Origin of the sequence: Candidatus Njordibacter sp. Uisw_056 (assembly GCF_047730085.1) — a bacterium.
In the GTDB taxonomy this organism is placed as follows: Bacteria; Pseudomonadota; Gammaproteobacteria; order Pseudomonadales; family Balneatricaceae; genus Njordibacter.
Genome location: NZ_CP159830.1, coordinates 581,003 through 599,126, shown reverse-complemented (window position 1 = coordinate 599,126; position 18,124 = coordinate 581,003). Strand labels below are relative to the sequence as shown.

At 42.6% G+C, this 18,124-nt stretch carries 19 protein-coding genes; 8 read left to right on the top strand and 11 right to left on the bottom strand.

What is annotated here, in order from left to right; all coding sequences use genetic code 11:
* Positions 1–20: 20 nt before the first annotated feature.
* Positions 21–233: a TIGR02450 family Trp-rich protein gene (locus tag ABXT60_RS02945; protein WP_443631284.1), complete on the bottom strand. Its 213-nt coding sequence runs from the start codon at positions 231–233 to the stop codon at positions 21–23.
* A gap of 210 nt (positions 234–443) precedes the next feature.
* Here ABXT60_RS02945 and ABXT60_RS02940 point away from each other — a divergent pair, with 210 nt between their 5' ends.
* Positions 444–1,337: a pseudouridine synthase gene (locus ABXT60_RS02940; protein WP_443631283.1), complete on the top strand. Its 894-nt coding sequence runs from the start codon at positions 444–446 to the stop codon at positions 1,335–1,337.
* A gap of 138 nt (positions 1,338–1,475) precedes the next feature.
* Positions 1,476–1,979, top strand: coding sequence for a YgjP-like metallopeptidase domain-containing protein (locus ABXT60_RS02935; RefSeq protein WP_443631282.1), 504 nt, complete (start codon positions 1,476–1,478; stop codon positions 1,977–1,979).
* A 325-nt stretch (positions 1,980–2,304) separates the two neighbouring features.
* On the opposite strand, the gene ABXT60_RS02930 is transcribed toward ABXT60_RS02935, so the two are convergent.
* The 6 genes from ABXT60_RS02930 to ABXT60_RS02905 form a co-directional block, all read right to left on the bottom strand.
* Entirely contained in the window at positions 2,305–2,706 is a 402-nt protein-coding gene (locus tag ABXT60_RS02930) for a GFA family protein (protein ID WP_443631281.1), read from the bottom strand.
* A gap of 83 nt (positions 2,707–2,789) precedes the next feature.
* Entirely contained in the window at positions 2,790–3,758 is a 969-nt protein-coding gene (locus tag ABXT60_RS02925) for a dipeptide ABC transporter ATP-binding protein (RefSeq protein WP_443631280.1), read from the bottom strand.
* Positions 3,755–4,738, bottom strand: coding sequence for an ABC transporter ATP-binding protein (locus ABXT60_RS02920; protein ID WP_443631279.1), 984 nt, complete (start codon positions 4,736–4,738; stop codon positions 3,755–3,757). The genes ABXT60_RS02925 and ABXT60_RS02920 overlap by 4 nt, the downstream gene beginning before the upstream one ends.
* Before the next feature lie 2 nt (positions 4,739–4,740).
* Positions 4,741–5,640 carry an ABC transporter permease subunit gene (locus ABXT60_RS02915; protein ID WP_046482564.1) on the bottom strand — a complete coding sequence of 300 codons (900 nt, stop codon included), beginning with the start codon at positions 5,638–5,640 and terminating at the stop codon, positions 4,741–4,743.
* Between the two features lie 11 nt (positions 5,641–5,651).
* The gene (locus tag ABXT60_RS02910) at positions 5,652–6,656 is read right to left on the bottom strand and encodes an ABC transporter permease subunit (RefSeq protein WP_443631278.1); all 1,005 of its coding nucleotides are present in this window, start codon (positions 6,654–6,656) and stop codon (positions 5,652–5,654) included.
* Between the two features lie 124 nt (positions 6,657–6,780).
* The gene (locus ABXT60_RS02905; protein ID WP_443631277.1) at positions 6,781–8,370 is read right to left on the bottom strand and encodes an ABC transporter substrate-binding protein; all 1,590 of its coding nucleotides are present in this window, start codon (positions 8,368–8,370) and stop codon (positions 6,781–6,783) included.
* 314 nt (positions 8,371–8,684) lie between these two features.
* On the opposite strand from ABXT60_RS02905, the gene pepQ reads away from it, so the two are divergent.
* A complete protein-coding gene (gene pepQ, locus ABXT60_RS02900; RefSeq protein ID WP_443631276.1) occupies positions 8,685–10,013 on the top strand; it encodes a Xaa-Pro dipeptidase in 1,329 nt (442 codons plus the stop codon).
* 180 nt (positions 10,014–10,193) lie between these two features.
* On the opposite strand, the gene ABXT60_RS02895 is transcribed toward pepQ, so the two are convergent.
* On the bottom strand, positions 10,194–10,655 hold the full coding sequence (locus tag ABXT60_RS02895) for an RDD family protein (RefSeq protein ID WP_443631275.1): 462 nt from the start codon (positions 10,653–10,655) through the stop codon (positions 10,194–10,196).
* A gap of 637 nt (positions 10,656–11,292) precedes the next feature.
* On the opposite strand from ABXT60_RS02895, the gene ABXT60_RS02890 reads away from it, so the two are divergent.
* Both ABXT60_RS02890 and ykgO read left to right on the top strand, forming a co-directional pair.
* The gene (locus ABXT60_RS02890; protein ID WP_443631274.1) at positions 11,293–11,547 is read left to right on the top strand and encodes a type B 50S ribosomal protein L31; all 255 of its coding nucleotides are present in this window, start codon (positions 11,293–11,295) and stop codon (positions 11,545–11,547) included.
* Positions 11,544–11,684, top strand: a complete 141-nt coding sequence (gene ykgO / locus ABXT60_RS02885; protein WP_443631273.1) for a type B 50S ribosomal protein L36 — start codon at positions 11,544–11,546, stop codon at positions 11,682–11,684. Before ABXT60_RS02890 ends, ykgO begins: the two co-directional genes overlap by 4 nt.
* A 262-nt stretch (positions 11,685–11,946) precedes the next feature.
* Here ykgO and ABXT60_RS02880 read toward each other — a convergent pair whose 3' ends face one another.
* Positions 11,947–12,471 (bottom strand): TetR/AcrR family transcriptional regulator, encoded by a 525-nt coding sequence (locus ABXT60_RS02880; protein ID WP_443631272.1) that lies wholly within the window; start codon positions 12,469–12,471, stop codon positions 11,947–11,949.
* Positions 12,472–12,748: 277 nt separating this feature from the next.
* Here ABXT60_RS02880 and ABXT60_RS02875 point away from each other — a divergent pair, with 277 nt between their 5' ends.
* Positions 12,749–13,702: an alpha/beta fold hydrolase gene (locus ABXT60_RS02875; protein ID WP_443631271.1), complete on the top strand. Its 954-nt coding sequence runs from the start codon at positions 12,749–12,751 to the stop codon at positions 13,700–13,702.
* 173 nt (positions 13,703–13,875) lie between these two features.
* Here the strand turns inward: ABXT60_RS02875 and ABXT60_RS02870 are convergent, their stop codons facing one another.
* Together ABXT60_RS02870 and ABXT60_RS02865 are read right to left on the bottom strand one after the other, a co-directional pair.
* Positions 13,876–14,451 carry a hypothetical protein gene (locus ABXT60_RS02870; protein ID WP_443631270.1) on the bottom strand — a complete coding sequence of 192 codons (576 nt, stop codon included), beginning with the start codon at positions 14,449–14,451 and terminating at the stop codon, positions 13,876–13,878.
* Between the two features lie 78 nt (positions 14,452–14,529).
* On the bottom strand, positions 14,530–15,168 hold the full coding sequence (locus ABXT60_RS02865) for a LysE family translocator (RefSeq protein WP_443631269.1): 639 nt from the start codon (positions 15,166–15,168) through the stop codon (positions 14,530–14,532).
* Positions 15,169–16,314: 1,146 nt separating this feature from the next.
* Between ABXT60_RS02865 and ABXT60_RS02860 the strand changes: the two genes are divergently transcribed.
* Both ABXT60_RS02860 and ABXT60_RS02855 read left to right on the top strand, forming a co-directional pair.
* The gene (locus tag ABXT60_RS02860) at positions 16,315–17,160 is read left to right on the top strand and encodes an ABC transporter ATP-binding protein (protein WP_443631268.1); all 846 of its coding nucleotides are present in this window, start codon (positions 16,315–16,317) and stop codon (positions 17,158–17,160) included.
* A 9-nt stretch (positions 17,161–17,169) separates the two neighbouring features.
* Complete coding sequence (locus ABXT60_RS02855; RefSeq protein ID WP_443631267.1) at positions 17,170–18,108, top strand: ABC transporter substrate-binding protein; 939 nt, start codon at positions 17,170–17,172, stop codon at positions 18,106–18,108.
* Positions 18,109–18,124: the final 16 nt, after the last annotated feature.

Below are 18,124 nucleotides of genomic sequence, written 5' to 3'. Positions count from 1 at the left end.
TAAGAGTGGGCAGATGTGGATTACTTCCAGCCCTGCCGCCACTGGCTGGTGTCTTTTAATTCTTGCCATTGAATAACGGCCTCACGTTTGGACATCACCGCTTCAATAGAACAGGAAGTCACTAATTCCTCGTCAAATTCTACTGTGGTTACGGTGAAGTGCTTTTCCTTATTTTTAGGGTTCACCGCTGTCCACTTGCTATTGAGCAGTTTTTTTGGGTTAATTTGATTCATTAATCATTCCTTTTGTTTAAACAACCCATTGTCTGAATACTTGGTAACATAAGCTTTCAATTTAGGCATATCATGCTGCATCGAACGTTTATTGTCACCTATTTTAAGCTGCTAAAATGTTAAGTTCCAAGCCACATAAGAGCGCTCACTATACCGCCTTAAACACTGGCATTATTAAACTCGTGATATAGTAAAAATTTGGGTTATGTAATGGTAATTTCTGACTATCCATCCCACTTAAGCTTACCCCAGACTAACCCTGGCGTAACCACTGTGCTGGAATACCTGATCATTAAATTTCCTTATATTGATGCCCTAATATGGCAACAACGCATTGCCCGTGGCAAGGTTCATTACCACGATGGTTCATTGGTAACACCGCACTCTTTATTTCAAGCTCAGCAGCGAATCTATTATTATAGAGAAGTTGAAAGTGAGCCAATAATCCCCTTTAAGGAAAAGATTATATTTCAGGATGAGCATGTTTTAGTGGCCTATAAGCCCCATTTTTTAGCAGTCACTCCAGGAGGCATCTATGTGAATGAGTGCCTGCAAAATCGGTTACGAAAAAGCACAGGCATTAACACCCTGCAAGCACTGCACCGTTTGGATAGAGTGACTGCTGGTTTGGTTTTATTCTCTATTAACCCAAGTACACGCCATCATTACCATAATTTATTTCAAACCCGTAAAATACATAAAACCTACCAGGCAATCGCCAACATAAGACACAATGAAACGCTTATAGGGCAAAAGTGGGACATTAAAAATCGCATAGCGCAGGGTGAGCCTCGGTTTCGCATGCAGGTGGCCACGGGCACCGCCAATAGCCATTCGCTCATTCGATGCGTGCAACAATCTCCTATGCAGGCACTATTTGAATTAAACCCCATTACTGGAAAAACTCATCAATTACGCCTTCATATGCAAACACTGGGTTGGCCTATACTGAATGACAAATACTACCCACAATTGCAGCCACTATCGAAAGATAACTACTCAGCCCCATTACAGTTGCTGGCAAAGCAGCTTCAATTTATTGATCCAATGACCCAATTATTAAGGCGCTTCGATTGTGGCCTTAGCCTATTACTAACTAATTAACGCGTTAAGGTTAATGTTTAATAGGCCCACTAAATACTTTATAGAGCGCTAGATTGAGGCATTATTCGAGCATATACTGGCTAGCATAATTTTCTGTGTGAAACAGAGCTTAGTTTAATCAACCCAGAACCCTAGCCAATGTCTACTTTAAGGTATCTTTCAAGCTACTCTCAGCAAGTTAAAGACCAAGCTCTGAAACTGATCGAGCAGAATAAACTGTCAGATTATTTACTGAATAAATACCCCACAACCCATCAGTTTGTGAATGACAAATCCCTACGAGAGTATGCAGTATCAATCAAAAACCAATATATTAAAAAGTCTTCACCATTAAGTCAGGTGATGTATGACCCGAAGATTCACGTAATTAATAATGCCCTTGGGTTACACACTTTTGTATCTCGGGTTCAGGGGAATAAACTGAAGAGTAAAAACGAAATCAGGATTAGTGATGTTTTTAGGAAATCCCCAGAAGCATTTCTGAAGATGATTGTTGTGCATGAGCTGGCCCACTTAAAAGAAAAGGACCATAACAAAGCGTTTTATAAACTTTGCTGTCATATGGCTAGTGACTATCATCAGCTTGAATTTGATATGCGCCTGTATTTAACGCAATTAGCCTTGCATGGCGAAATATACTGAGGCAACTTTCTAGCCCAAAGTGGCCTTATCCTTGGTTAGTTCATGGGCCGTTCTCGCATTTAATGTTCGATGGAAAAAGTGGTTTTCGTTTTCAATTTATTTTTCAAATAACAAGCAAATCATTTCTATAATAAAGGCATCATTAAGCCTAGCCTGCCTATTAAGACGCTTCATCTTCACAAAAAACAGTCACTGTAACATCGCTATTAATACGTTCAGAAACCAGGGAATTGATTCAACAGTGTTAATCTAACAGCATTTGATACGCAATTGGGGGGCTAGTGTGTACCCAAAAAATCCACATTTAGTGGATGTAACCTCAGTGTTAAGGCCTTTTATCAAATGCCTTAACACTGGCGTCGATGTGATGAAAATTTTGTTTGTCGATGGTAAAAATAGCGACCGCAGGAGTAAAAATTGAGGGGTCATCAAACGTACCCACTTTTAATATAATTGAATGAGGTCTATTTGGGTTTTTCGTGCCAATACCAGTGCCACAATTATTACAAAATAACCGAGTTACCGCTTTTTCTAAATCATCGCGTTTAAATTCTTTAGGTTCGCCTTTTACAAAGTCAAATCCCTTTAATGGCATCACCATTATTACATTAGGGTTACCACCCGTAATGTACTGGCATTCCCTGCAATGGCATTGAACTGAAGCCTCCGGTTCGCCGTCTGATACATACCTAATATCACCACAATAACACCCGCCCTCTATTTTCATAATATTTCTCTAGTCATGTTAAACAATAATAAAATCAGGGTGGTTTGATCCCCTGGGTATACGCAATACTGGCTCAGCCAAGGTTATTTAACCAATAAACATGCCACACTTACGTCACCGTATTGCGCCATAACTGGCGCAGTGGTTTTACACTGTGCCACTGCGTTTTGGCAGCGAGGATGGAAGCTGCAGCCAGTGGGCGGGCTTAAAGGGGATGGCAGCTCTCCAGTAAGCCTTATACGCTTGCGTTTACGATCGGTATTGGCTTGGGGCGTAGCAGACAGCAACGCTTGAGTGTAAGGGTGCTGAGGGTTGTTAAATACCGCTTCACTAATACCTTGTTCTACCGGCTTACCTAGGTACATCACCAGCACTTGATCGGCGATATGACGCACTACACTTAAATCATGAGAGATAAACACATAGGCTAGCCCTAACTCTTGTTGCAACTCTATAAGCAGGTTAAGCACTTGTGCTTGGATAGATACATCCAGTGCTGATACTGGTTCATCTAGCACCACAATTTTTGGCTTTAGAATAAGCGCCCGCGCAATTGCGATCCGTTGGCGTTGGCCACCAGAAAACATATGTGGATACCGATGGATGTGTTCGTCTAGCAAACCCACTCGCCGCATTAATTCCAATACCCGATCGCGCCTTTGATTAGCATTCAGGTCAGTATTAATGATAAGGGGCTCTTGGAGAATATCACCTACTTTTTGGCGTGGGTTTAACGAGCCAAACGGATCTTGAAAAACCATTTGTATGGTTTGGCGTAGTTTTTTTGCAACCTCTTTTTGATTAGCACTGCCGACATCTATGCCGTCTAAGGTTAACTGCCCAGCTGTTGGTTGCTCTATCATGGTAAGCAAGCGGGCAAGCGTAGATTTACCGCAGCCAGACTCGCCCACTACTGCTAATGTTTGACCTGCGTGTAGGTCAAAGCTTGCCCCAGATAATGCTTGGAGGCTCTGATTAGGCTCAAACATGCCCGTTTTTATGGTGTAATATTTGTGCAAACCTCGTGCTTCAATTAAGGCCTGTGTGCTCATAATGTCACCTCTGAGTGGCTGTTAGAGGCAACCTTTAGAGGCAATGGATAATGACACAAAACCCCTTCACTTTTTTGTGGTGGTTGCTGTCGGCATAGGTCTTGAGCATACTCGCAGCGCGGGTTGAACAAACATCCCACAGGGCGATCCAGCTGCCCAGGCACTACACCTGGAATAGCATTGAGGGTTTTTTCTTTAGCATATTCAGGTAGTGCGCTCAGTAGCGCTTCGGTATAAGGGTGGCGTGGGTTGTTGAATAATTCAATGACCGAACGCTGCTCTACTTGTTGCCCAGCATACTGCACTACCACACGGTCTGCAGTTTCTGCTACCACAGCCATATCATGCGTAATAAGGACCAAGGCCATACCATTGGCTTTTTGTAACTCTACCAGCAGTTCTAAAATCTGGGCCTGTATGGTGACATCTAAGGCTGTGGTGGGTTCGTCAGCAATAAGTAACTTAGGTTCACACGCAATCATCATGGCAATCATCACCCGTTGGCTCATGCCACCAGAGAGCTGGTGTGGGTAGGCTTTAAGCCGCGTTTCTGGAGCGGGAATGCCTACTTTTTTCAGTAACTCTATTACCCGAGGTTTATAACTGCGGCGCTTGCCACCAAAGTGCTGGGCCAGCACTTCGCTAATCTGGTACTCCACATTAAAACATGGGTTTAGGCTGGTCATAGGTTCTTGAAAGATCATACTGATATCTTTGCCAATAATAGCCCTTCGCTGCTTAGGGTTCATAGTCAGCAGGTCTTTGCCATCAAAACTCATTCGGTCCGCAGTAATGGTGGCAGTCCATGGCAATAACCCCATAAGGGCCAACATGGCGACCGATTTTCCAGAGCCAGATTCACCCACTATGGCGACAATGTCGCCTGCATCCAAACTTAAGCTCACTTGGTCCACAGCCCTCAATGACCCATGGGCGGTGGCAAACTCAACCGTTAAATTGGTAATCTCTAATAGGGCCATGGTTAAGACCTCTTCAACTTAGGATCTAGGGCATCACGCAAACCATCGCCCATTAAATTAATGGCTAAAACAGCCAATAATATGGCAATACCAGGAAAGGTAACCGTCCACGGAGCACTTAACATGAGGTCTCTGTTTTCTGCAATTAATGTGCCCCATTCAGGTTGTGGTGCTTGGGCACCCATGCCTAAAAAACCCAAGGCTGCAGTGTCTAAAATAGCAGTGGAAAAGCTCAACGTGCCCTGCACAATAAGGGGCGCCATGCAGTTGGGCAAAATACTAATAAACATCAACCGTATTGGCCCAGCCCCAGCCACTTTGCTAGCGGTGACATAATCTTTATTAATTTCAGACAAGGTGGATGCACGGGTTAAGCGCACAAACGAGGGCGTGTAGGTAATGGCAATAGCAACCATGGCGTTAAGTAAGCCTGGCCCTAAAACAGCCACCAAAACTAATGCCATTAATAAACCCGGCACCGCCATAATAGTATCCATGATACGCATAATGATCGTTTCTACCCAACCGCCTCTGTAGCCTGCTACCAAACCCAAAAAAATACCAATAGAGGCTGACATCAGCACTACAATGCAGCCTGCAATAAGGGACAAACGCGCACCATGAATAATTCGGGAGAGCATGTCTCGGCCGGCATAGTCTGTGCCTAAAAAGAAACGCATCTGCCCACCTTCCATCCACGCTGGAGGAATTTCAGCAAATTCTCGGTATTGTTCTGTGGGCAAGTGAGGGCTTATTAAATCGGCAAACAGTGCCATGATTACCATGCCAATAAGGAAAACCAAACCGGCAACAGCCGTTTTACTTACACTAAAATAAAACCAAAACTCACGCCATTGCTGACTGCGCACAGAGTATGAAGTAGTTGTTGTTAAAGAGGTCATGTTTCTAATTCTCAGTGCACAATACGAGGGTTGATAAGGCCATAAAGCAGATCTACAATAAGGTTAACAACCATCACACATGCCGCAATAAGTAATAACCCACCCTGTACTGCATAATAATCACGACTAAATACAGAGAAAATAATCCATTTCCCAATGCCTGGCCAACTGAATATAGTTTCTGTAAGAATGGCACCAGCAAGCAACACAGCCACTTGCAGGCCTATTACTGTGACCACAGTGATCATGGCATTACGCAACGCATGCACTGAAATAACCCGCAATGGGGAAAGGCCTTTGGCCTTGGCAGTGCGCACATAATCTTCACTTAACACTTCTAACATAGCTGAACGGGTTTGGCGCGCAATGACTGCTAGGGGAATAGTGCCCAAAACGATAGTGGGCAGCACTAGGTGATGCAGCGCTGATTTAAACGCCCCTTTTTCATCACTAAGTAGACTATCAATGAGCATAAAGCCGGTAACCGGCTCCACCTCAAACAAAAACGATAGTCGCCCAGAAACAGGCGTAAGGTTTAAGGTGTTAGAAAATAAAATAATGAGCAGCAAACCCCACCAAAATATGGGCATGGAGTAGCCCGCTAAAGAGAGACTCATAATGCCTTGATCTACCAAGGTACCCCGCTTAACAGCTGCAACAATACCTGCAGGAATACCTATAATTATGGCGAATAACATGGCACAAATGGCCAGTTCTGCAGTGGCAGGAAAAAGCTCAAAAAACTCCTCTGCAACAGACCTGTTGGTAATGAGTGAGGTGCCTAAATCGCCTTGCAACACATCACCCACATAGGAAAAGTATTGCTGCCAAAGCGGCTTATCTAGCCCCAATTGGGCCATCAGCTCAGCATGTCGTTCTGGCGACACACCTCTTTCTCCTGCTAATACTTCTATAGGGTCACCCGGTAGGGCTCTAATAAAACCAAAAGCCACTAAGGTCACGCCGAAAAATACCGGCACTAGCACCAGCAGGCGTTTAAAGAAAAACTTAAACATAGAGATAACTCAAAGATAGGGGGTGATGTAAGGGTAATAAAAGACGCTAGGCTGAATGGTTACGATAGCTTTGGGCCATCGTAACCATTGGGTCTAGCAACTCAGAGTGAGTTTAAATAATAGACTATTTAAGATCAACACCATCGTAGAAGATATGGCTACCTAAAGGGTGAACCTTAAAGCCAGTCACTTCCTTACGTACAGGCTTGAACACGACAGAGTGAGCAATGGTTACCCAAGGCGCTTCTTCTTTGAAGATAACCTGTGCGCTCTCATACAAAGCAGTCCGTTCAGCTTGGTCAGTCACTTGCTTAGCTTGACGCAAGGTATTGTCGAACTCTTCGTTACACCAGCGAGCTCGGTTACCACCATCTTTAGCTGCATCACAACCTAGCAACACATACATGAAGTTGTCTGGGTCACCATTGTCACCCGTCCAACCGAGTAAAACAGTGTCATGTTCGCCATTCTTAGAACGTTTCAAGTACTCGCCCCATTCAAAGGTAACAATCTCTGCTTCAACACCTACTTTAGCCCAATCCGCCTGGATTAGTTCCGCCATACGGCGAGCGTTAGGGTTGTATGGGCGCTGTACAGGCATAGCCCAGATATTGGTCTTTAAGCCAGACACACCTGCTTCTGCAAGCATTGCTTTAGCTTTTTCTGGATTGTAGTCATAGTCCTTCACGTCATCGTTGTAAGACCAGATAGTAGGTGGAATTGGGTTCTTAGCAATAGAGCCCGCACCTTTAAATACCACGTCTAAAATAGACTGCTTGTCGATAGCCATGTTCAAGGCTTGACGTACAAGCTTTTGATCAAACGGAGGCTTCTCAGTATTAAAGGCTAAATAACCAACGTTCAAACCCTCTTGACGAAGTAGGTTAATGTCTGGGTCTTTATCCATTGCGGCCACATCGGCAGGGTTTGGATAAGGCATTACATGACATTCGCCAGCCTTAAGCTTTTGATAACGAACGTTGGCATCCGTAGTGATGGCAAAAACCAACTTATCAATATTCGAACGGCCATTCCAATAGTCGTCATGGGCCGTGTAACGGATCATGGCGTCTTTTTGGTAAGACTTAAATACAAACGGACCGGTACCTACAGGCTTGTGGTCAATGTCTGCTTTGTTACCTGATGCTGCCAATTCATCACCATATTCGGCAGACAATACAGAAGCAAAGTCCATAGCCATATTGGAAACAAAGGGCGCTTCAGCGTAGTTCAGAGTGAATTTAACAGTGTAATCATCCACTTTTTCAATAGACTTAAGCAGGTCTCCCATACTCATCCAACCAAAGTACTTATAGTCTCCGCCTGAAACATCATGGTAGGGGTGATCTTCTTTCCACATACGATTAAAGGTGAACAAAATGTCGTCGGCATTAAAATCACGCGTAGGCGTGAAATCTTTAGTGGTGTGGTATTTAACCCCCTTACGAAGGTTAAAGGTGTATTCCAAGCCATCTGCCGAAGCCGTCCAAGATTCAGCTAAACCCGGAACCACTTTAGTGGAACCCGGTTCAAACTGAACTAAACGGTTAAATATGGTTTGTGAGGAAGCATCAAAGGTGGTGCCTGCAGAATAAAGCGAAGGGTTAAAGCCCTCTGGGCTGCCCTCTGAGCAGAAGACTAAGGTTTTAGCCTGCGCCGCTCCTGATACTGCAAGTCCTAGCCCTAGGCTAAGTGCAAGTAGTGTTTTTTTCATTATTATTTCCTATGGGTTACATACAAAAGAGTCCTAAAGACGACACCACTGTACCCTTTAGTACTTGGTGCAGCAATAAAAATGGCTCATTATAAAAATTGTAAAAAAGGCTTCTATGCTACCCCTTCGGGTTTATTCGCGTAATTGAAACAGTTAAAAGCCCTTATATAAAAACTTTTTATTTTTTATATAAGTATTAATTTACCATATATAACAATGATATAGGTTAGTTAATTAGCCTGAGGTGGGTACTTGCTAACTGTGCTCAACATCATCATAATGTCGTTACATTGCCTTTGTTTGGACTACTCTTCATGGCCTCCCTGTTTGCCACTTTATACCCAAATCACCTAGAACGTTTAACTGATATTGCAGAAAAAGCCATGCATGCAGAGCAGTGCGACAGTATATTGATCCACAGTGGCACCCCAAAGCTTCATTTTCTAGACGATTACCACAGCCCCTTTAAAGCCAACCCCCATTTTGTTTGGTGGTTACCCGTTACCCAAAGCCCACATTGCTATGTGCTCATACAAGAGGGTCAAAAACCGGTACTTTTTTACCACCTGGCTGATGACTTTTGGCATGTACCACCGCAACCACCACAAGGGTTTTGGTGTGATTCTTTTGACATTCATTGTTGCGCTAATTTAGCCGAAGTCAAACAAAAACTAAGTCAATACCGATCCACAAGCACTCATAGAGTGTGGATTGGAGAAGACACTAAACTGGCAAAAGAGCTGGGCATTAACACAGCAAACCCCGAAGGTTTAATGCACCGCTTACATTACGCTAGAGCAGTTAAAAGCCAATATGAAATTGCTTGCTTAACCCAAGCCAACGTTATTGCTTTGGCGGGCCACACAGCTGCAGAGCAGGCGTTTATGGCGGGCAAAAGTGAGTTTGAAACACAGCTAGCCTACCTTGCTGCAGTGCAATTAGACCCAGTAGAAATGCCCTACCGCAACATTATTGGTTTTGGTGCTCACAGTGCCGTGTTGCATTATCAGCACTATGACCACAGCCCCCAAAACATGCAACAGCCGCAGAGCTTTTTAATCGACGCAGGCGCCCCATGCAATGGCTATGCTTCTGATATCACCCGCTGCCATAGTCGTGGTAGCCCGTTTTATCAAAGTTTAATAGACGCCATGACTAAAGCCCAACTCAGTGTGTGCGCCATGGTAAAGCCTGGGGTAAATTTTGCCGACCTGCACCACCAAATGCACAGCCTAGTGTTGGATTTACTCATAGAGTTTAAACTGGTAAACGGTTCAAGAGATGAGTTAGCAGCAAGTCGTATCAGCAGTGCCTTTTTTCCCCATGGCTTAGGTCATTTGCTAGGCATACAGGTGCATGACATTGGTGGCTGGCAGCAGGACCAAGTGGGCACTATGCTGCACCCTCCCAAAGATCATCCCTTTTTGCGTTGTACCAAAGTCTTGGAAAAAGACATGGTGGTTACCATAGAGCCGGGGCTATATGTGATAGATAGCTTACTACAAAAATGGCGTGATAATGGCTTTGGGCATTTACTCAACAATTTGGCCATAGATCAATTGAGGCCTTTGGGTGGCGTGCGTGTTGAAGATAATGTTGTGGTTGCAGAGCAACCTATTAGCCTGTTCAACTTAGCGTCTTGAACAAGCTTAGGCAACAAAGCTAAGTGCAGCCAATTTTGTGGCGCTAGTCTGTGGGTCCTGAACTAGCGCCTGAAGTCGTTTAATACGCCCTGAAACATAACGCATCAATAAGCGGAAAATACTCACTTTTTGGGCTGCTTTATTACCTTGTTAGCTATCTTGTTTACTGAATTGAACTTTTCACACACCTTTATTCTTTGAGCGGATAACGACTGTGCCAGCCATTTTGTCATGCCACCCTTGCTTTTTTGCATCCCAAGCAATCCAAAGAAACCCCAAACCCAAAGGAATTAAAGAAACATAGTAACCAAGATACCTTATGATAGATTGCCTTACAGTTGGATTATTTCCAGTTTTAGCATCTACAATTTTAACTGACAATGCTATTTTCCCGGGTGTTGCACACTTATAAATCCAAAATAGAATAGTAGCTAAAAGTGGAAATACATAACTAATTATTACATCAGAAAAGCCTTGAATAAATTCTTCAGAGTTGAAGTAATCGCCTCCATAAATCAAATATAAGGTTGGGAGAGTAATGACTATGATAATTATTGAATCAATAATACTTGCACCCAATCTTGACCAAAACCCAACGTATTCAAAAGGCGTTCCATTAATTTCAATTTCATTACTGCTCATTTTATTCTCCATTGTGAGTTAACAATACATAACGCCTCAAGCACAGGCGCGATAGTATCCAGTGCCTTGACGTGTTAAATCTATTGCTCATTTATCTGTGCAATAACGTGGTTACCATTGTCATTTTGGTAAATTGTTTTAATATCATCAGTAAGAATTTGAAAGTTTACGCCTCTCCCATAGGGTTTTTCTAGCGGCCCAGGCTCCCAAGTCCCATCTTGCTTCCAGCATGCGATCATGATTTGGGCCTTGCCAAGTTCTAAATAGGCGTGGAGATCATTACCACGCCTCTGGGTTACAGAAAACCCAACTATTTTGGTATAAAAATCTAGGCTTTTGTCGAAATTTGAATACTAGAATTCAGGTACAAGTGTGTGAACTTGGAACATGGTTTTTGCCTTTTAATTTATATGCTTCTAATTTTTCCGAATGATTATTTAATAGAATACGCTTACCAGCCCCTATTGCATCTACAATTATTGAGGTTGATTCAAATAAAACTGTTTTATCAATAATATTTCTATAAATACACGTTAAATGACGCCAATCTAAACGATAATCGGGATCGTTTAGATTGACGTATTGGAATTATCTTGATATCGTAATGTTATAACATAACACTATAGAGACCATAATTTTGAAACCTAATATTCACCCCAAATATGAAAAAGTCGTTTTCCACGATACCGCAGCCGATGCCTATTTTTTAGTGGGCTCAACCATTAAAACTGAACGCACCATCGACTACGAAGGAAAAATATACCCCTATGTCACTATTGATATATCAAGCGCTTCGCATCCATTTTATACCGGTGAGCAACGTGCGATGAACAAAGATGGCCGTATTGCTAAATTCAAAAATCGTTTTGGCAGCATAGGCAGTAAAAAATGAAAGTATTAAGTTCTCTAAAAAGTGCGAAAAATCGGCACCCAGATTGTCAAATCGTAAAGCGCCGTGGTCGCACTTATGTGATTTGTAAATCAAATCCGAGATTCAAAGCTGTGCAAGGAAAAAGTAAGAAACGTTAACCCTTTGTAGTGTTAAATTATAAACAGCTTAGAGAAATTAACTCTCCCGTTTCTTACGGCATATAACACTTTGCCAGGGCCAATTGACTGCCGAACGGTTTGTGGTCGCTGCCACCTTCTACGTGGCAGTGAAGCTTTGCCACTGCTGCGTTTTGTTAGGTTTGCGTTGTACTTTATTATTGCACAAATAGCCCTTTTTTTCTCAGCGTTGACATTGGCAAAATGCCAAATAAACATGTAACAAGGCAAACTGCATTGGCCATCAGAGTGCCGAAAATGCGGTACGCAGTATCTCGCCTATTACTTCATTGCTGATTCCTTCTTTTTGCAATCGCATCGCGTTCCCAGCTTGAGCATCAAGATAAAGGGCTGCAGTTTCAGTAGACATGTCAGCCCTGAATTCTCCGTTGGCTTTCGCACGATCAATCCACTGCCGGTATTTTTCTAGTGAGTCCAAGCGCAATTGATCAATTTTTTTGCGAGTTAATGGGCCAAACTCATCACGCCTTGCTCGCATTGCAAACAACAGGCATCCATCTGGCAAGCCCAGCGCTCGACGATCTTGAATGGTATACGTGATCAAAGCCTCAAGCACTTCACTAAATGGTTGCTCGCTCGCTAGAATTTCAGAGCGCCTCGTGCTGACTATCTCTCCATAAACGCTCAAAACAGCTTCTTTGAGACCATCGTCGCTACCGAACTCACGGTACAGACCTGGTTTAGATGCGCCCGCCTTAGCACAGATTTTACTAATCGCTACATCAGGGCTAGTAGCCCAATAGCACATCAGCGCCGTTTTCAGCACATGATCTCGTTCCAAAGTTTTTGGTCGTCCACGAGTCGGTGGTTTGCCATCAACTATCACTATCGTACTCCACAGTATTTAAACATTGACATCAACACATTACGTACCTATAGTTACGAAATAAATTATAGCCTTAAAGCAGCCCTAAGGCCAAGCGCGCTCTAGATATTCTTAGAAGGGCCCACGCTGGTTTAATTAAGCGCTTACGGCCAAAGTCTAACGATAAGCCAACATTAAAACATATATAACGGAACCCAGCATGAAGAAGCTAAATCTCTTTGATCAACTTAACGCCTCTTCACTGGTGCTAGTGTCTCCTGAGTGGCCAAAGATTAAAGCAGCCCGCAAAGCAGCTGACTCTTTCGAGACACCAAACGTCATATTACCCTTGGAAACAAGGATGCTTGCTGGCAGACAGATTAGATTAGCCGAAGCCGGCCCTATGGATGCCCCACTGGTGGTGTTACTCAGCCCATTTCCAGAGAGCATATTAAGCTTTGCTGGGTCATGGAAAACCCTAACAACAAATTTCCACGTCATCGCAATTGATCTTCCAGGTTTTGGCGCATCAGAAGGCGACCGGCATGACATGTCACCAAAGGCACAAGGAGATCTACTCAATGCAATTTTTAATGACCTCAACTTGAGCGACATTCATCTTGTTGGGCCGGATGTTGGCATGGGAGCAGCACTGGCCTATGCCATTCACCATGAGCACCGTTTGTTGAGCATGGTGGTTGGCAACGGCCCAGGCACACCAGGACCTTTTAAGCTAGCAAGAATGATAAGCATGCTGGGCCGATTTGGTGTTATGCGTTGGATGACATCACTACTGGGTGCTGGTCCGCTTATCGCTTTCACAGCAAAGCTTGGAGCAATACGACATACCTCAAACGCGGTACAAATCGATGACTACAAGCGAGCTTACTCTGGCCGGGCTGCTGAAGTTTTGCACTGGTTCGAAGACCTTCGGTTAAAGGCTGCTGGTCTTGCAGAAAGAGTCAATGAAATAGATATTCCAACACTCGTTTTTTGGGGTGAGCTTGAGGTTATGTTTGATGTTAGTAACGCTAAACATTTGGATAACGCACTGCCTAACAGCAAATTGCAGATACTTCCTGAAGCAGGCCACCTCGCTTGGTCTGATCAACCCGAAATGTTTGCTTCAATGATTACCGACTGGGTGCGCACAGAACACAAGACAACAACTTAACGCCAGTACTGAGAACAGTTCCACCGGTAAACCTAACCCTGCGCTTTACGGAAATTTAGGAGCGCCAGCGAGAAAATTTGCCGTGGCAGCGTCTTGTTAGGCATTACTACTTTTCAACTTAGGTGGGGCAAATATTAATGGCCACTGTTAGTGGTATAACTGACGTCTACCTTTCAGAAAATAACTAATAAATCACTTCTTTCTTGCCCGAATGTTCTTAATCTATCCTTTATATTATTTGAGAATATATTTTCTTCAACACACAGCCATCGAAGTTGTTTAGCGTGTGTTGCCCATCTAATTAATGCCTCTGCGCCTTTGTCACCAATACCAGATTGCACAAGCCCTATCTCTGTAATCGTGTGGGGTAGATTTTTGACTAAAATCAAAACACCCTCATCTCCCACACTTGAATTATAACTCATACTAAATGATTGCAACGAAGGACCTCCATTTTCATGCACGGTCTTTATTGCTTCTGCTATTAATTTTATTTGATTATAGGTTAAATCGGCATTACGCAAATGCAGATCATAGCTTGAATCAGTATTTTTCAATGACAAGAGAGTTTCAGCTACTTTGTTACTAACTGGATGGTTAGTTGACCTTAAAGCATTAATTAATGGGTTAATCATAGCCTCTTCTTTTTCTGAAAATGAATTATTTGCAAATACGTGCATTGCAATTGAAAAACTAAAAACACAAACCGAAGCTGTTTTAAGTAATGTTTTTATAGACGATCTTTTCATAATTCATCAACTCGCATACCGCCGTGCTCTGCGGAAAAATGCGAGCAAGAGCGAGTAGTTTTCCAATGCAGCAACTTGCTATGTTGAAGCTCTGCTTGATGCAGAAAGAAATACACCGGCACCGATAAAGACACCTCCAGTAATTCTATTAAAGTATTTAGCTCTACCTTTTTTTAATAACCAATTCGATGATCGAGCACCTAGGTATGAATATATTGTTAACCAAGAAAACTCCATAATTGTAAAAGTAATCGCAAATATCAAATACTGAGTTAGCAGTGGTTCAGAAGTGTTAATAAACTGAGGGAATAAGGCAGTAAAAAACACAATAGCTTTTGGGTTACTCGCCCCAACAATAAAGCCACTAAGATAAAGAGAACTTTTTGTAGCTATTGATGATGCTTTGTCTTGATCGAATATTTGATAAGTCTCTTGTTTTGAAGTTAACGCTTTATAGCCTAAATATATGAGATAGATTGCACCAAACCATTTGATCATATTAAAAGCCACTTCTGATGTGGCAATAACTACGCCTAGACCAGAAAATGACAGTGTCATTATACTAACAATTGCTGTAAGACTGCCTAAAGCAGTATACATAGAAGCACGAAAGCCCTCTGTTACGGCTTTAGTCATACATAACAAAACGCTTGGTCCAGGCGAAGCAGTGAGTATTAATACTGCTAGTGAATAATATAACCAGAGTTCTATACTCATATTTTTACCGAATTAAGTTAATTTTTTGTACCTTGTATCTTTGCGTCGCAGACACGTAATATAACGCCCAAATAAGTGGCGCGTCTTTTGCGTACGGCAACCGAATGGAGCGAACTTAATTGGCTTGTTAAGTGCTGATATACAGCATGTATTCTTCATGTGCATCACTGTCTATTCCAACCTCACGATTACCACCATAAAGACGATCGTTTCGATCTTTGCGAGGGCCTCAGACCCAATAATAGCCGCCCGACTCAACTTCAAAGTAATTTTCTTTAAAGCCACTAACCGTAGGACTTTGAAACTTTTTGCCTCTATAGTAAAGAGTTTTTCGTGATTTCGAAAAATAAATTCGGCCAATACGAGTTTCACCTTCTAGATCTTCTGATTTGTCTTCGATATACATTACCTTTGATTAAGACGATTTAAATCGACTGGAAGCTCTTCGCCCTCGAAATCTCGCTCCTCCTGCTTTGCTTGATGTCTTTTCATATTTTTTTCACTTAACGCTTTAATTAGCCGCCGCATTAGCGGTCGGCTGGATTAGCTTGTTAGATGTGTCACAACTTTTATTAAGAAGCCATTCATTATATTTGCCTTTAATTTCTGAAAGCTTATTTTTTGCACGAACACACTCATCTTTAAGCTCAAATCCTGAGTAAAATAATGGTGATAGCTTACTTAGTGTGTCATTACGTAAGCGCCTAACCAACTACACCCTTGCATATTAAAAAAGCCTACATAGAAGCACGCTATTGCGAACAGTATTAAATCACTGAAGACGAACTAAAATGGCTAGCCGAACGAGTCATCATATTAAAAACGCTAACGGAACGTTTATGTGTGGATCATATTCAGCAATTATAAACATTTGGTTGACGACTAGTTCAAGCCTAATAAATAATTGGGATTAACAAAAAATCACTAAAAATCAGAACCTTAACTAAACCAGACCCCCAACTCTGCATTACATCAGCATGCGCTAAACGGTATTCAATCAATGCTCTAAGAGTAAGTTAACGTAGGTACTCAAAAATACCTTTACAAAGGGGATTACAATTAGTTAGAATCAAACCTCATTATGTTATGTTATAACATAACACTAAATTAAATTTAAACTACAGTCCTGGAGAAGAGCATACGCCTATGAATTTGATTAGCCGTACCCCATCAGCCAAACAACCATCGGTGATCGCACTTAACAAGTCCGCGAAAACGCCTTTTTCAACACCGGCTCATCTAAAAGTAGATGCTGTGGCTTGGGGAATACTTAAACCCCTGTCTTTCGAATTATTACCGGGTAAAGTACTGGGTGTGGTGGGCGCCAATGGTGCGGGGAAATCTACACTACTCAAGTTATTGTATCGTTTGCATAAACCTAAATACGGTAAGATTTACGTTGATAATCAAGAGCTACATAAGTTACCCGGCCAGCACGCTGCTCGCTTGGTTGCTGCTGTAGTACAAGAACAGCCTGCCGAATTTTCTTTAAATGTATTAGATATTATTAAACTTGGCTTACTCCCTTATGGCGGTAGTTTGTCGCAACCTAATCAGCAAGACCAACGTCTTATTGATTGGGTGTTAGAAATCTTTTCGCTCGCTCATCTTACTTCTCGGCAGTGTTCCGAACTTTCTGGCGGCGAACGTCAGCGTGTCATGATTGCTCGCGCCCTAGTCCAGCGTCCAAAGTTACTCATACTCGATGAGCCAACCAACCATCTTGATATTCGCCACCAATTAGAAGTATTACGACTACTAAAACAAATGAATATTACGGTAGTCGTGGCACTGCACGATTTAAATCTTGCGCATGGTTTTACCGACGATGTATTAATACTCAATCAAGGGCTTGCGGTTGCCCATGGCCCAACACAAGACATGTTGAATACCGTCAATATCAATCAAGCATTTGCTATCCGAGCTGCACGCCAAGATAAAGATGACTTTTTTACCTTTTCTCTACCTAATAACTGTCAAGTTTTTGCCTAAGGAATCCCTATGTTACGTTCAATTATCACTCCCATACTTTTCGCTGCTATGAGTGTTCAAACATTAGCCTCACCTGTCACTGTTGAAAGCTGTAATAGGCAAGTCACCTTCGATAAGGTACCTACCCGAGCGGCCTCTAACGATGTTAACTTAACTGAAATGATGCTCGTTTTAGGCTTGGAAGATCATATGGTTGGCTATACCGGGATCTCCGGCTGGAACAAATTAGATGCCAAAATGCGAGAAAGCGTAGCTGAATTACCAGAATTATCTCCCCGTTATCCCACTAAAGAAGTATTGATTGGTGCTGACCTAGATTTTTGGTTTGCTGGTTGGAATTACGGTATGCGCGTTGGCGGCGAAGTCACACCAGAAACCTTAGCTGCGTTTGATATTGCCGTCTATGAATTAACCGAAAGTTGTGTGCATATCATGCCACGTAAAAATATTAGCATGGCGGATATGTATAACGATATTCGTAACCTAGGCATTATTTTTAAAGTAGAAGACCGGGCAGAAAAACTCATTGCCGATTGGAAAACACAATTAATCGATATTACAACCTCTATTTCGGGCAGCTCAACACCCCAAGTATTTATTTATGATAGTGGTGAAGATAGCCCGTTTACTGCGGGTAAATATGCCATGCCAACCGCCATGATAGAAGCCGCTGGCGGTAAAAATATTATGGATGACATAGATAGTTCTTGGACAAAAGTCGCCTGGGAACCCGTAATTGATCGTAACCCTGAGGTCATTGTGATTGTGAATTATGGCAAAGTCACGGCTGAACAAAAAATAGCATTTTTAAAACAACAACCTGCGTTATCGAGCATGGATGCCGTGATAAATAATCGTTTCGTGGTATTGGAATATGTTGAAGCCACTCCCGGCCCTCGTAATATCGACGCGATAAAAAAATTAGCTAAAGCTTTTCATAACAAATAGCGTTGATGAGGAATAG

What these genes read in the sequence shown, in the direction of transcription:
- ABXT60_RS02905 (WP_443631277.1), bottom strand. Translation starts at nt 8,370, where the DNA reads ATGAAAAAAACACTACTTGCACTTAGCCTAGGGCTAGGACTTGCAGTA.
- ABXT60_RS02875 (WP_443631271.1), top strand. Translation starts at nt 12,749, where the DNA reads ATGAAGAAGCTAAATCTCTTTGATCAACTTAACGCCTCTTCACTGGTG.
- ABXT60_RS02895 (WP_443631275.1), bottom strand. Translation starts at nt 10,655, where the DNA reads ATGAGCAGTAATGAAATTGAAATTAATGGAACGCCTTTTGAATACGTT.
- ABXT60_RS02910 (WP_443631278.1), bottom strand. Translation starts at nt 6,656, where the DNA reads ATGTTTAAGTTTTTCTTTAAACGCCTGCTGGTGCTAGTGCCGGTATTT.
- ABXT60_RS02935 (WP_443631282.1), top strand. Translation starts at nt 1,476, where the DNA reads ATGTCTACTTTAAGGTATCTTTCAAGCTACTCTCAGCAAGTTAAAGAC.
- ABXT60_RS02940 (WP_443631283.1), top strand. Translation starts at nt 444, where the DNA reads ATGGTAATTTCTGACTATCCATCCCACTTAAGCTTACCCCAGACTAAC.
- ykgO (WP_443631273.1), top strand. Translation starts at nt 11,544, where the DNA reads ATGAAAGTATTAAGTTCTCTAAAAAGTGCGAAAAATCGGCACCCAGAT.
- ABXT60_RS02880 (WP_443631272.1), bottom strand. Translation starts at nt 12,471, where the DNA reads ATGTGCTATTGGGCTACTAGCCCTGATGTAGCGATTAGTAAAATCTGT.
- ABXT60_RS02930 (WP_443631281.1), bottom strand. Translation starts at nt 2,706, where the DNA reads ATGAAAATAGAGGGCGGGTGTTATTGTGGTGATATTAGGTATGTATCA.
- ABXT60_RS02870 (WP_443631270.1), bottom strand. Translation starts at nt 14,451, where the DNA reads ATGAAAAGATCGTCTATAAAAACATTACTTAAAACAGCTTCGGTTTGT.
- ABXT60_RS02865 (WP_443631269.1), bottom strand. Translation starts at nt 15,168, where the DNA reads ATGAGTATAGAACTCTGGTTATATTATTCACTAGCAGTATTAATACTC.
- ABXT60_RS02945 (WP_443631284.1), bottom strand. Translation starts at nt 233, where the DNA reads ATGAATCAAATTAACCCAAAAAAACTGCTCAATAGCAAGTGGACAGCG.
- ABXT60_RS02855 (WP_443631267.1), top strand. Translation starts at nt 17,170, where the DNA reads ATGTTACGTTCAATTATCACTCCCATACTTTTCGCTGCTATGAGTGTT.
- ABXT60_RS02920 (WP_443631279.1), bottom strand. Translation starts at nt 4,738, where the DNA reads ATGGCCCTATTAGAGATTACCAATTTAACGGTTGAGTTTGCCACCGCC.
- ABXT60_RS02915 (WP_046482564.1), bottom strand. Translation starts at nt 5,640, where the DNA reads ATGACCTCTTTAACAACAACTACTTCATACTCTGTGCGCAGTCAGCAA.
- ABXT60_RS02860 (WP_443631268.1), top strand. Translation starts at nt 16,315, where the DNA reads ATGAATTTGATTAGCCGTACCCCATCAGCCAAACAACCATCGGTGATC.
- ABXT60_RS02925 (WP_443631280.1), bottom strand. Translation starts at nt 3,758, where the DNA reads ATGAGCACACAGGCCTTAATTGAAGCACGAGGTTTGCACAAATATTAC.
- pepQ (WP_443631276.1), top strand. Translation starts at nt 8,685, where the DNA reads ATGGCCTCCCTGTTTGCCACTTTATACCCAAATCACCTAGAACGTTTA.